This is a genomic window from Azospirillum sp. A1-3, assembly GCF_023806445.1.
Classification (GTDB): domain Bacteria; phylum Pseudomonadota; class Alphaproteobacteria; order Azospirillales; family Azospirillaceae; genus Azospirillum.
The window spans coordinates 656,758-669,517 of record NZ_JAMSLU010000002.1 but is presented as its reverse complement, the minus strand read 5'-3'; the positions used below and the strand labels follow the sequence as shown (position 1 = coordinate 669,517).

At 66.8% G+C, this 12,760-nt stretch carries 11 protein-coding genes; 5 read left to right on the top strand and 6 right to left on the bottom strand.

Annotation, left to right across the window (positions count from 1 at the left end; genetic code table 11):
* Positions 1-129 precede the first annotated feature (129 nt).
* Positions 130-636 (top strand): MarR family winged helix-turn-helix transcriptional regulator, encoded by a 507-nt coding sequence (locus M5E06_RS16435; protein ID WP_252139082.1) that lies wholly within the window; start codon positions 130-132, stop codon positions 634-636.
* Between the two features lie 42 nt (positions 637-678).
* Here the strand turns inward: M5E06_RS16435 and M5E06_RS16430 are convergent, their stop codons facing one another.
* Together M5E06_RS16430 and M5E06_RS16425 are read right to left on the bottom strand one after the other, a co-directional pair.
* Positions 679-2,445, bottom strand: a complete 1,767-nt coding sequence (locus M5E06_RS16430) for a cytochrome c biogenesis protein DipZ (RefSeq protein ID WP_252139081.1) — start codon at positions 2,443-2,445, stop codon at positions 679-681.
* A gap of 60 nt (positions 2,446-2,505) precedes the next feature.
* Positions 2,506-3,276: an alpha/beta fold hydrolase gene (locus tag M5E06_RS16425; protein ID WP_252139080.1), complete on the bottom strand. Its 771-nt coding sequence runs from the start codon at positions 3,274-3,276 to the stop codon at positions 2,506-2,508.
* Between the two features lie 225 nt (positions 3,277-3,501).
* On the opposite strand from M5E06_RS16425, the gene M5E06_RS16420 reads away from it, so the two are divergent.
* Both M5E06_RS16420 and M5E06_RS16415 read left to right on the top strand, forming a co-directional pair.
* Positions 3,502-4,242, top strand: coding sequence for a response regulator (locus M5E06_RS16420; RefSeq protein ID WP_252139079.1), 741 nt, complete (start codon positions 3,502-3,504; stop codon positions 4,240-4,242).
* On the top strand, positions 4,239-5,561 hold the full coding sequence (locus M5E06_RS16415) for a sensor histidine kinase (RefSeq protein WP_252139078.1): 1,323 nt from the start codon (positions 4,239-4,241) through the stop codon (positions 5,559-5,561). The genes M5E06_RS16420 and M5E06_RS16415 overlap by 4 nt, the downstream gene beginning before the upstream one ends.
* A 7-nt stretch (positions 5,562-5,568) precedes the next feature.
* Here the strand turns inward: M5E06_RS16415 and M5E06_RS16410 are convergent, their stop codons facing one another.
* The gene (locus M5E06_RS16410; RefSeq protein WP_252139077.1) at positions 5,569-6,216 is read right to left on the bottom strand and encodes a TetR/AcrR family transcriptional regulator; all 648 of its coding nucleotides are present in this window, start codon (positions 6,214-6,216) and stop codon (positions 5,569-5,571) included.
* Between the two features lie 115 nt (positions 6,217-6,331).
* Between M5E06_RS16410 and M5E06_RS16405 the strand changes: the two genes are divergently transcribed.
* The gene (locus tag M5E06_RS16405) at positions 6,332-7,930 is read left to right on the top strand and encodes an ABC-F family ATP-binding cassette domain-containing protein (protein WP_252139076.1); all 1,599 of its coding nucleotides are present in this window, start codon (positions 6,332-6,334) and stop codon (positions 7,928-7,930) included.
* Between the two features lie 185 nt (positions 7,931-8,115).
* Positions 8,116-9,192 (top strand): alpha/beta fold hydrolase, encoded by a 1,077-nt coding sequence (locus tag M5E06_RS16400; protein ID WP_252139075.1) that lies wholly within the window; start codon positions 8,116-8,118, stop codon positions 9,190-9,192.
* Positions 9,193-9,307: 115 nt separating this feature from the next.
* On the opposite strand, the gene M5E06_RS16395 is transcribed toward M5E06_RS16400, so the two are convergent.
* From M5E06_RS16395 to M5E06_RS16385, 3 genes are all read right to left on the bottom strand, one after another.
* Complete coding sequence (locus M5E06_RS16395) at positions 9,308-9,799, bottom strand: Rrf2 family transcriptional regulator (RefSeq protein WP_252139074.1); 492 nt, start codon at positions 9,797-9,799, stop codon at positions 9,308-9,310.
* Positions 9,800-9,905: 106 nt separating this feature from the next.
* Entirely contained in the window at positions 9,906-11,480 is a 1,575-nt protein-coding gene (locus tag M5E06_RS16390) for an MDR family MFS transporter (RefSeq protein ID WP_252139073.1), read from the bottom strand.
* 27 nt (positions 11,481-11,507) lie between these two features.
* The gene (locus M5E06_RS16385) at positions 11,508-12,611 is read right to left on the bottom strand and encodes an HlyD family secretion protein (protein WP_252139072.1); all 1,104 of its coding nucleotides are present in this window, start codon (positions 12,609-12,611) and stop codon (positions 11,508-11,510) included.
* Positions 12,612-12,760: the final 149 nt, after the last annotated feature.

Below are 12,760 nucleotides of genomic sequence, written 5' to 3'. Positions count from 1 at the left end.
AGAACACGCATCGTGCTGTCTCCGATAGTGGACGCATGATAATTATTATGATCATAATCACATCGACGTGCCGCCAAACCGACCGGTTGCGGCGATGGTGATCAGGACAACCGAACTCCCGGTGACGACATGAGCCGTAAGACCTCCAGCACTCCCGCCGCTCCCACCTCCGACAGGTCGGTCGCTCCGCCGGCCGGGAGGTCGCAAACTGCCAAGCTGGCGGATTTCATGTGCTTCACGATCTATTCGGCGAACCTCGCCTATTCGCGGGTCTACAAGCCGGTGCTGGAGCAGCTTGGCGTCACCTATCCCCAGTACATCACCATCATCGCCCTGTGGGAGGAGGATCGGCAGACCGTCAAGAGCCTCAGTGAAAAGCTGTTCCTGGAGCCCAGCACCATGACGCCGATGCTCCAGCGGCTGGAGGCGATGGGCTATGTCACGCGGATGCGCGACGACGAGGACGAACGCAGCGTGCGCGTCTCTCTGACCGAGGCGGGACGCCAGCTTCGCGAGAAGGGCTTGGGCTTCGGTGAGTTGACGGTGAAGGCTTCCGGACTTCCGCCCGACGAGTTCCGCGCGCTCCAGAGAGCGGTCGCCCGATTGCGCGACAACCTCCGGGATGCCAGCCAGTGAAAGAGAGTGGATGCGGAGGTTCGAGGCCACGCGGACTTCTCCTCAACCGAAAGTGAAGGCGTAGGCGTCGACTCCGGGGTTCAGAAAGCGCACCTCGAACGTCCGTTCCCGCACCGGGCCCGCCTGCCGCACCAGCTGATAGAGCCTGGTTTCCGAAACGGTGCCATAGCCCTCGGCATCCGTATCCGTTCCGTGATCCGGCCCGGGTGACATGCCATCGACCGTGACCTGGAAGCGCACGGGCTTACCGTCCTGGGCGGGACCGAGGATGAGGTGCAGGTCGCGCGCCCGGAAGCGGTAGACGATCGCCCCGCCCGCCCGGTTCAGCCGGGCCTGCTCGGCCCCAACCGTCCAGTTGCCGGAAAGCCCCCAGCGGTTGAGTCGCAGCGCACCGACCGTGTAGTCCTGCGGCCGGTCGATGCCGTCCCGTTCCGGCGATGCGAAGTTCGCAGCCTGCCGATAGCCGACATAGGTTTCGCCGGAGCGGATATCGTCGAGGTCGGCGGGCGCCTGCGCGCCCTGCCCCGCCGGGCTGACGAGCCTTCCATCCTCGTCCCGACGTCCGGCGGCCTCTGCCAGCAAATCCTGGATGACCCATTCGGTCTGCTCGTACTCGCCCTCACCGAACTGATGATGGCGGATCCGGCCCGTGGCATCGGCGATGTAAAAGGCCGGCCAATAGCTGTTGCCGAACGCCCGCCAGATGCGGAAATCATTGTCGATCGCCACCGGGTAGGTGATGGCGAAATCCCGCAACGCCGTCTCCACGTTCGCGATCCGCTTTTCGAAGGCGAATTCCGGGGCATGGACACCGACCACCACCAGCCCCTGGTCCCGGTACTTCTCCGCCCATGCCCGCAGGTACGGCAGCGTCCGGATGCAGTTGATGCAGGAGTAGGTCCAGAAATCGATCAGAACGACCTTTCCCCGCAGTTCCTCCGTGCTGAGCGGCTTTGAGTTCAGCCAGTCCGTCGCACCGTCCAAGGACGGGAGAAGGCCTTCGACCGGCAGGCTGCTGCGATAGAAACGCTGGGCATCGGCGAGCACGAGGCCCGTCCTGGACGTCTCCGGCGCACCCGAGGTTCCGGAAGCCACGGGGGCAGAGGCAGGGGCAAACCTGTCGATCAGCGATTGTTCGACTCCCGTTGTGCCGGCATAGGACAGGCGGGCCAGCAACCCGGTGTCGAGCCCCAAGGTGATGACGCCGACACCGGCAAGGACGGCAATGCCCAGTCCCTGGCGGAGACGCTCCCCAACGCCAAGCGACCGCTTCATCGCCGTCAGCACCCGGCCGCCGGCAAGAAGGGCGAGTGTCAGGGATGTCGCAGCACCCGCCGCATAGGCCGCCAGCAGCAGCGTGGTTTGCAGGCTGGCGCCATGAAGCGCGGCACTGGTCAGGACCAGCCCGAGGATCGGCCCGGCGCATGGCGTCCACAGCAGACCGGTGGCGACACCCAGCAGAAGCGATCCGGCGACACCGGCGCGACCGGACAGCCGGTTGCCGGCGGCGACCAGCGGACGGCTGAGCATCGCCGCGGCGCGGGGCGACAGGAGCGTCCATCCGAACAGCGCCATCAGCGCGATGGCGGCGGCCCGCCCGGCCCCGTTTGCTTCTACCGCCCAGCCTCCGCCCACGGCGGACAGCGTCGCGACCCCGGCGAAGCTGACCACCATGCCGAACAGCATCGGCAGGATGCCGCGGAGCAGCGGCTGCCCCGCCCGGGAAAAGACGAAGGGCACGACCGGCAGGATGCACGGGCTGACGATGGTCAGGGCGCCCGCCAGGAAGGAGACAAGAAAGAGGATCATGACTGAACCCTTTCGGGGGCCGGGTGCGGCTTCGCGCCCGCCCCGCAAATCATGGGAAGATCACTTCGAGACCGCCTCGGCCGCCTCGACGATCAGGGTGGCGACGGCTTCGGGCTTGGCGGCGTAGACGGCATGGCTGGCCTCGACCGATCGGACATGGCTGCCGGCCCGGCGGGCCATGTCCAGTTCCAGCTCCGGATTGATCGAGCGGTCGGCGGTCGCCACCAGCGCCCAACTCGGCTTTGATTTCCATGCCGGCTCCCCGGCCGGCGTCGTGAAGGCATCCTTCGCCGCGAACACCTGGGAGTAGGCGAGGAAGGCCGCGTCGGCCGCCGGAAGGTCGGCGGCGAAGGCACCGGCGAAGGCTGGCGGGTCGAGATAGAGATAGCTGTCTGCGGTGCCCTTGACGGCACCCGGTTCGGCACCGGGCACCGGTTTGCTGTCGGCCAGTTTGGCGAGGCTCTCGCCCTTGTCCGGTTCGAAGGCGGCAACATAGACCAGTGCGGCGACATGGCTGTCGCTCCCGGCCTCGCTGATCACCATCCCGCCATAGCTGTGGCCGACCAGGACGGCCGGGCCGGTCTGAAGCGAGAGGACGCGGCGGGTGGCCGCGACATCGTCGGCGAGCGAGGTCAGCGGCTGCTGAACGATCGATACGGCATAGCCCCTGCCGGTCAGGATGTCGGAGACCTTGCGCCAGCCCGAACCGTCGGCGAAGGCGCCATGAACGATGACCACGGACTTCACCGGGGCGGCGGAGGCCGGCGACCAGGGGACGGCCAGCGACAGGGCCAGACCGAACAGGGCAACCGGAACTTTGCACGGAAGCATGGATGTGTCTCGTCATGTGATTTGCGTCATAATCATTATTTTGATAAGTACATTCGCGGAAGGCAGGCTGTCCAGACGGAACGATGCGGACGCCGGCGTGCGGCAGGGGATTTTTGTACCGGCATGTATCAGGCGATGGGGCGGATACAGACCGACACAAACCACCGGACGCGGGCAGCACTCCACCCGTCATAAGACCGCCGAACAGCAGCGGGGTTCGACCGAATGGATCACATCGACCACGTCCTGATCGTCGACGACGATCGCGACATCCGGGAACTGGTTTCCGGCTATCTGAAGAGGAACGGCCTGCGCGTGACCCTCGCCGCCGACGGCCGGCAGATGCGTTCTTTTCTGGAGCGCGACCTGGTGGATTTCATCGTGCTCGACATCATGATGCCGGGCGACGACGGGCTGGTTCTGTGCCGGGAGCTTCGCGCCGGGCGGCATGCCGCGACGCCGGTCCTGATGCTCACCGCGCGCAACGACGAGATGGACCGAGTCCTCGGCCTGGAGATGGGGGCCGACGACTATCTGGCGAAGCCGTTCGCCGCACGCGAGCTGCTGGCCCGCATCAAGGCGATCCTGCGCCGGGCGCGCATGCTGCCGCCCAACCTCCAGATCAGCGAGGCCGGACAGCTGTTGGGCTTCGGCACTTGGCGACTCGACACCGTCGCCCGCCACCTGCTCGACCAGGACGGCACGGCCGTCGCGCTGAGCGGCGCGGAGTACCGGCTGCTGCGCGTCTTCCTCGACCACCCGCAACGGGTCCTTTCGCGCGACCAGCTCCTCAACCTGACGCAGGGGCGCGAGGCGGAGCTGTTCGAACGGTCGGTCGACCTGCTGGTCAGCCGGCTCCGGCAGCGGCTGCGCGACGACGCGCGCGAGCCCAGCCACATCAAGACGGTGCGCAACGAAGGCTATGTTCTGGCGATGCCGGTGGAGATCATGAGGGCACGGTCATGACGGGCGCAATCCGCCGGCTCCATCGCGTCCTGCATCCGCCGCGCACCTTGCGCTGGCGGCTGTTCCTCATCCTCCTGACCGGGCTTGTCCTGGCGCATGGATTGTCCTTCGGCGCGCTGGTCCTGGAGCGCGCCAATGCCGCCAAGGCGATGATGCTCGGCACGCTGGAGCAGGATGTGGCGACCTCGGTCGCCCTGCTCGACCGCCTGCCGCCGGAGGAGCGCGGCCGTTGGCTGGCGGTGCTGGAGCGGCGCACCTACCGGTACGAACTTGGTCGCGGCCTGCCGGGTGTGCCGGACCTTGGCAGCCGCGGCGTGGAGATCGCCCGCGCCATCAACGGCGGTGCCGGTTCCGGCTTCCCGGTGGTGGTCGAGACCATTCCGGGCGACCGCCCGCATCTCCAGGCCCATGTCACGCTTCGCGACGGCTCGCCGGTGACAATCGACGTGACACCGGCGCTCATGCCGCTCGCCGCCTGGCTCCCCCTCCTGCTGACTGCCCAGCTCGTGCTGCTGGTCCTCTGCACCTGGCTTGCCGTGCGGCAGGCGATCCGGCCGCTGGCGCGCTTCGCCAAGGCTGCCGAGACGCTCGATCCCGGCGGCAAGTCGGCGCGGCTGGAGGAGGACGGCCCAAGCGAAGTCGCCCATGCCGCGACCGCCTTCAACGCCATGCGGGACAGGATCGCCCATTACATGGAGGAGCGCGTGCGGATCCTCGCCGCCATCTCCCACGACCTCCAGACGCCGATCACCCGCATGACGCTGCGGGTCGAGATGGCGGAGGACAGCCCGGAGAAGGAGCGGCTGCTCCGGGATTTGTCGCAGATCGAACGGCTGGTGCGCGAAGGGGTGGCCTATGCGCGCAGCGCCCATGGCGATGTCGAGACGCCGGCCCGCATCGATGTCGGGTCCTTCGTCGAAAGCCTCGCCTTCGACTATCAGGACATGGGCAAGCCGGTGACCGTCCGCGAGCTCTCCGGCGCGGTCTTGACCACCCGACCGCACGCGCTGCGCCGCATTCTGACCAACCTGATCGACAATGCCTTGAAATTCGCCGGAGAAGCCGAGATCACGGTGACCCGGGACAGCACCGGCCGGATCGGCGTCGCCGTCCGCGACACCGGTCCCGGCATTCCGGAGCATCAGCTCACCGCCGTCCTCCAGCCCTTCTACCGGCTTGAACAGTCCCGCAACCGCGATTCCGGAGGAACCGGACTGGGTCTGGCCATCGCCCACCAGCTGGCGCTGGCGATTTGCGGGTCGCTGACGCTGCGGAACCGGCGCACCGGCGGCCTCTGTGCCGAGGTGACGCTTGGCTGACGGGGGGCTAACCGTTTCCGAACGCAGTGGCGAAGACCGCCCAGCGCTCCTCGAACAGCCGCAAGAGGGACGGCACGTTCCCCCCCCTGTCATCGCCGAGCCGCAGCCGGTTGTTGACGCCCTCCAGCAGGTCGACCAGGATCCCGCAGACCGAAGCCGGATCGCCCGGTCGCAGTTCGCCCGCGCCTTGGGCGGCGGCGACGCATCCGACCAGCGGTTCCAAGGCATCACGCGACCAGCTCGCCAGCCGCTCCCGGAGAACCGCCGAGATCGCAGCCTCGGCGCTGACGGAGAGGTAGAAGGCGGCGTAGTCGCGCGACGACCCGATCTCGACATAACGGAACGCGGCGCGGTGCAACGCGTCGAGCGCCCCCTTTCCCTCCTTGTCATCGGCGGCGGACAGCAGCGCGTCGCGGAACCGCCCGACGTCACGCCCGACCACCGCTTCAAGGAGGGCGGCTTTGTTGGGGTAACGGCGATAAAGCGTGTGCTTGGACACACCGAGTTCGGCCGCAATCTCTTCCAGACCGCTGTTGGCGACGCCCTTGCGGCAGAAGACGGCCCTGGCGCCATCGAGGATGCGCGCATCGATGGCCGCGGCCTGATCCCTGGTCGGCCGTCCTCCTGGCTTGCGTCCGCCGGTGTCCACGTTCACATCCCTTCAGCTCTCCATCGGCCAGCAAAACAGCACAGGTCCGTTGCGTTTTCCATCGCCATCTGGTATCAGCACGATTGCGTGCTGATATTCTGACTCCAACAAGGGGCGACGCATGGCATCAATCTCCATATCCCGGATCGGTTGGGCCACGCCCGACGGCCAAAGCGTCCTGACCGGTGTCGACCTGAATTTTGCACAAGAGCGCACAGGCCTCGTCGGGCGGAACGGCGTCGGCAAATCGACCCTGTTGAAACTCATCACCGGAGAACGTCAGCCACTCACCGGCACCGTCCGGGTCACCGGCACGCTCGGCCTGCTGAAACAGGCGGTCCGACCCAGCGAGCGGGAAACGGTGGCCGATCTGTTCGGCGTGGCCGGGGAGCTCGCCCTCCTGCGCCGCGCCGAGGCTGGGACAGCAAGCGTGGAGGAACTGGCGGACGCCGATTGGACGCTGGCGGAGCGCATCACCGCCGCCCTGGCCCGCGTCGGGCTCGATGCCGCTCCCGAGTCCCGGCTGACGGAACTCTCCGGCGGCCAGCGGACGCGCGCCAGCCTTGCCGCGGCAATCTTCGCCGCACCGGATTTCCTGCTGCTCGACGAGCCGACCAACAACCTCGATCGCTCCGGCCGCGAGGCGGTGATCGCCCTCCTCGCCGGCTGGCGGGCTGGAGCGATCGTCGTCAGCCATGATCGCGAGCTTCTCGACCGGATGGACGCCATCGTCGAACTGACCTCGCTGGGTGCCACCCGATACGGCGGCAACTGGACGCGCTATCGCGAGCGCAAGGCGACGGAACTGGAAGCCGCTCAACAGGATCTGGCCCACGCGGAAAAGCAGGCGACCGAGGTCCGGCGCAAAGCGCAACGCGCGGCGGAGCGGCAGGACCGGCGTGATGCGGCCGGGTCACGGAAGGCGGCGCAAGGCGACATGCCCCGCCTCCTGCTGGGCGCGCGCAAGAGCAATGCCGAGGCCAGCCGGGGTGCCGGCGCCAAACTGGCCGACCGCCAGCGGGCGGAGGCCGAGGGAGCGCTCGCATCGGCACGGTCCCGAATCGAGATCCTGCAGGACCTCTCAGTGGCCCTTCCACCCACCGGGCTCCCGGCCAATAAAACCGTCCTGCGGCTGGACGGGGTCACCGCCGGCCATGACCCGGACCATCCGATCATCCACGATCTGTCCTTCACCATGGAGGGGCCGGAACGGGTCGCCATCGTCGGGCCGAACGGATCGGGCAAGACGACGCTGGTGACGCTGATCGCCGGCGGGATCGCGCCGATGCGGGGGACGGTGTCGGTCGCCGTCGACTTCGCCATGCTCGACCAGCGCGTCGGCATCCTCGATCCCGCCGCGTCGATCCTCGACAATTTCAAGCGCCTCAATCCCGGCGCCACCGACAATGCCTGCCGGGCGGCACTCGCCCGCTTCCTGTTCCGGGCGGACGCGGCCCTGCAACTGGTGGGAACGCTGAGCGGCGGGCAGATGCTGCGCGCCGGCCTCGCCTGCACGCTGGGCGGCCCGCGGCCACCGGCGCTGCTGATCCTGGACGAGCCGACCAACCACCTGGACGTCGACTCGATCGAAGCCATGGAGGCCGGGCTGAGATCCTATGACGGCGCCATCCTGCTGGTCAGCCATGACGAGACGTTCATGACCAACATCGGCATCGGCCGGCGGTTGAGCCTCGGCTCAGCGGAAGGCGACGCCCCATAGCCTCCGCCGGCATGACCGATCCGGGACAGGGTCGGGACGATCACCTCCATCGGAACTTTGTATCCCACTGTGTCCGATGGGCCGAATGGTACAGACGCTTTCACCAAGCCCCATGGCCGGACATGCGCGGGATACATCGGCATCTCATGTTGCGGCCACGGATGAACGCATCTCGGGAGAGATAGATGGTACGGAAACTGGAGACGGAGACCACCGGCACAGCCCCGGTCGATTATGGACGCCGCCACTTCATCGGCACGGCGACCCTTGCAGCCGCGGCGGCCGGCCTCGGGTTGGGAATGGGGTGGGCGCAGGCGGCGGAAGCCGCTGCGGCCCGGCCAGCGGCGGGCTCTTCCTCGCCCACCGGCTTCAAATCGCTGAAACAGATCGATGCCGGATCGCTCAACATCGGCTATGCCGAGGATGGCCCCGCCGACGGGCCGGTGGCCCTCCTCCTGCACGGCTGGCCCTATGACATCCACAGCTATGTGGAGGTGGCCCCCATCCTGGCGGCGACCGGCTACCGCGTCATCATCCCCCACCTGCGCGGCTACGGCACGACGCGCTTCCTGTCCGCCGCAACGCCACGCAACGGCCAGCAGGCGGCCATTGCTGCCGACATGATCGCTCTGATGGACGCGCTGAAGATTCAGACCGCGATCCTCGCCGGCTACGATTGGGGCGCACGGACGGCGAACATCATGGCGGCACTCTGGCCGGAGCGCTGCAAGGCCATGGTATCGGTCAGCGGCTATCTGATCGGCAGCCAGGACCTCAACCGGGCGCCGCTGCCTCCCAAGGCGGAGCTGCAATGGTGGTATCAGTATTACTTCGCCACCGACCGCGGCCGCGCCGGTTATGTGAAGTATACGCATGACTTCGCCCGGCTCATCTGGCAACTGGCCTCCCCGAACTGGGCCTTGGACGACGCCACTTTCGAACGCTCCGCGGCTTCCCTCGACAATCCCGACCATGTCGACATCAGCATCCACAACTACCGCTGGCGACTCGGCCTTGCGGAGGGGGAGGCGCAATATGACGCGCTTGAACGGGCGCTGGCGGCGTTCCCGACCATCAAGGTTCCGACGATCACCATGGAAGGCGACGCCAACGGCGCGCCGCACCCTTCACCGGACATGTACCGTGCGAAGTTCACCGGTCGATACGAGCATCGGTTGATCACCGGCGGTATCGGCCACAACCTGCCGCAGGAGGCGCCAAAGGCCTTCGCCCAGGCGGTGTTGGACATCGGCAAAGCCTGACCAGGACTTGACCGCAGAAGTGGCATGGGCCTTCCGGTTCCGTGTCGATAATGCGGTCGCCCATGGGGTGACCCGAGAGACGCCGCATGATCGGCAGGCCGAAGCCACCTCACGGTCACGAACCTTGCTCTGCGGCCCCCTGCCCGAGGGTATGGAGGACAGGGGGCTGCGGCAGGCCAAGCATGGATGCCATGCTGCGGCGATGGCGGACGATGTCGGCCAAGCTATAGTCGTCAAGGACAGCCAGGAAGGCCTGCAACGCTTCATGCAGAGCACTGCGCAGGTTGCAGGCCGGACTCAGTCGACAGAGGGGCGGGTCCTGAAGCGCGCCCATGCAGTCGACGATGGCCATGTCCTCTTCGGTGTAGCGGACGACGTCGCCGATCCGGATCTGCTCGGCCGGACGGCCGAGGCGCAGCCCGCCGTTCCGTCCCCTCACGGTTTCGATATAGCCGCCACGCCCAAGATCATTCGCCACCTTCATCAGGTGGTTTTTCGAAATGCCATACACCCGCGCAACCTCGCTGATGGTCGGCAACCCCTCCTGCCGCACAGCGAGGTACATGAGCAGGCGCAGCGCATAATCCGTATAGCTCGACAAGCGCATCGCTGACCAAACCTGTATCAATTCTACATCAATATAGCCGTGCCTCTTAAATCCCGCAATCGACCGTCCCCGTCCGTCAGGACGGAACGCCGGCAGAAGCCGTGGTTCAATGGGCGCCGCCCCCGCCCAGATGGTCGGGCTTCTTCAGCAGCAGGGTCGCGAGCAGAGCGACCAGCAGGGCGGTGCCCAGCAGGAAAAATGCATCACTGAACGCCATGACGAAGGCCTGTTTGCGCACGACCGCACCGATGGCGACATAGGCGCGGCGCCCGGCGTCGAGCGGATCGGTGATGCCATGCGACTGGAAGTACCGGGTCAACTGCTCGATGCGGGCGACGGTCGCCGGCTCGAACAGCGAAACCGCATGCGACAGGATGTTGGAATGGAACTGTTCCCGCTTCGTCAGGAAGGTCTGCAGCAAGGCGATGCCGACGGCGCCTCCCAGGTTCCGCATCATGTTGAACAGGCCGGAGGCCGAGCCTGCGTTCTCCTTCTCGATGCCGGCGGTCGCCACCGCTGACAGCGGCGCGAAGACCAGCGCCTGCCCGACGGCGCGCACGATGTTCGGCACCAGCAGTTGGTCTGCGGCGTAGGACGTGGTCATGGCGATGTTCATGAAGGCGCTGCCGGCGAAGAGTGCGAAACCCACGGCGATCAGCAGCCGCGCATCGAACCGCTTCATCAGGCGCGGAACCAGCGGGATCAGCAAAAGCTGCGGCAGCCCGGTCCAGGCCAGTACACTGCCGATCTGTTCGGCGTTGTAACCCTGGATGCGCGACAGATAGACGGGCAGGACGAAGACGGACCCGTAGAGCGCCACGCCCAGCATGAAGTTCGCAACGATGCCGAACCCGAAGTTGCGCCGCACCAGCAGCCGCAGGTTCAGCAGCGGCCGGGCGCTGCGCAGCTCGATCCACAGGAACAGCCCCAGCGAGACCGCCGCCACGACACTCAGCCGCAGAATGAAGGGCGAACCGAACCAGTCCTCCTTGTTGCCCTCCTCCAGCACCGTCTGCAACGTGCCGAGCCCCACCGCCATCGTGACGATCCCCGGCCAGTCGCCCGTCTTCAGCAGGCCGAGCTTCATGGGCGCGGGGTCCAGCGAGAAGGCCAGCAGGCCGACCATCACGGCGCCGGGGACCAGATTGACGTAGAAGATGTACTGCCAGCCCCAGTTCTCTGTCAGATAGCCGCCGATGGTCGGCCCGATCGCCGGGGCGAAGGTCGCCGACAGGGCGAACAGGGCGAGCCCGATCGACTGCTGCGCCTTGGGCAGAAGCGTGATGATGATGGTGAAGGCCATCGGGATCAGCACGCCGCCGCTGAAGCCCTGGATCGCGCGCAGGATGATCATCTGCTCCAGGTTCGCGGCAAAGGCGCAGAGGACGGAGAAGACGAGAAACAGCACCGCGTTGGTCAGCAGATAGCGGCGGATGGAGAAGACCTGGGCCAGCCAGCCGCTCAACGGGATCACGATGATCTCGGCCACCAGATAGGCGGTGGAGATCCAGCCGCCGTCGTCGATGCCGGCGCCGATGGCGCCCTGGATGTCGGCGAGCGAGGCGTTGACGATCTGGATGTTAAGCACCGCCATGAACGCGCCCAGCGTCGAGCCAGTCACGGCGAGCCAGTTCCGGGTGGTGGCGGCACCGATTGGGCCGGGTGCGGCAAGAGTCGCCATGGTCTTGATCCTTTGCCCAGAGGGAGGTCAGCTTGCCGGCGTCGCCGTTTCGCGGGTGTCAATGGTCGGCTCGACCGACATGCCGGGGCGCAGCAGGCCTGACAGGGGCCCCGGATCCAGGACGATCCTCACGGGGATGCGCTGCACGATCTTGGTGAAGTTCCCGGTGGCGTTGTCCGGCGGCAGAAGGGCGAACTCCAGACCGCTGGCCGGGGACAAGCTGTCGACATGGCCCTTCAGCTCGATGCCGGGGAAGCCGTCCACCGCGATCTCCACCGGCTGACCGGCATGGACATGGGTCAGCTGGGTTTCCTTGAAGTTCGCGACGACATAGACCGCCTGCAGCGGCACCACGGCCATCAGCTGCGTGCCGGTCTGCACATACTGCCCGACCCGCAGCGAGCGGGCACCCACCGTACCGGAGATTGGGGCGGCGATGACCGTGTAGGACAGGTTCAGCCGCGCCTGCTCCAGCGTGCTGTGGCTGCGGTCGCGCTGGGCCACCGCCTTGCCGCGCTCGGTGACCAGAACCGCGATCTTGTTTTCGGCGGCAGCCAGAGCGGCACGGTCGCCGTTCACCTTGGCTTGCGCTTGCCCCAGGGTCGATTCCGACTGCTGCGCCCGCTGGGTCGTGCCGTAGCCGGTCCGCATCAGGTTGCTGTAGCGTGCGTTTTCCTTCTGCGCAAAAGCGAGGGCGACTTCGCTCGCCGCCACGTCGGCCTTCTCCTGCTCGATCAGCGACCGCTGCAGCACAATCTGGGCGTCCAGGTTGCGGATCGCCGCCTCCGTCGTCTCCAACTCCGCCCGTGCCTGATCCAGCGCCACGCGAAAATCGCGGTCGTCGATCCGCGCCAACGGCTGGCCGGCAACAACACTCTGGTTGTCCTGCACCAGCACTTCGGCGACATAGCCGGACACCTTGGGCGCGATCACTGTATGATCGGCTTTGACATAGGCGTCGTCGGTGCTTTCCAGATGCCGCCCGACCGTCCAGTAGCGATAGCCGGCGTTGCCCGACGCGGCGACGACGCCGAGGAGAGCCAGTGCGAGCGCCATGCGCTTCAGCGCCTTGCGCGTGCCGAGCGCGGCAGGCGCCGCTCCGGCCTCTTTGCCGTGAGTGAGTTCAACCATGGCACCGATCCTTTTCCGAGGGATTGCCGGGAGCCGTGGTCGTCCCGGACCGCGATGTCAGGATGGGTGCGGGGATGCCGGTTGAGAATTTGGGAAAGGCTGGAAAGATTATCCGGCGTGAGTTGATAATCGCGGCGAACCAAGGCGGC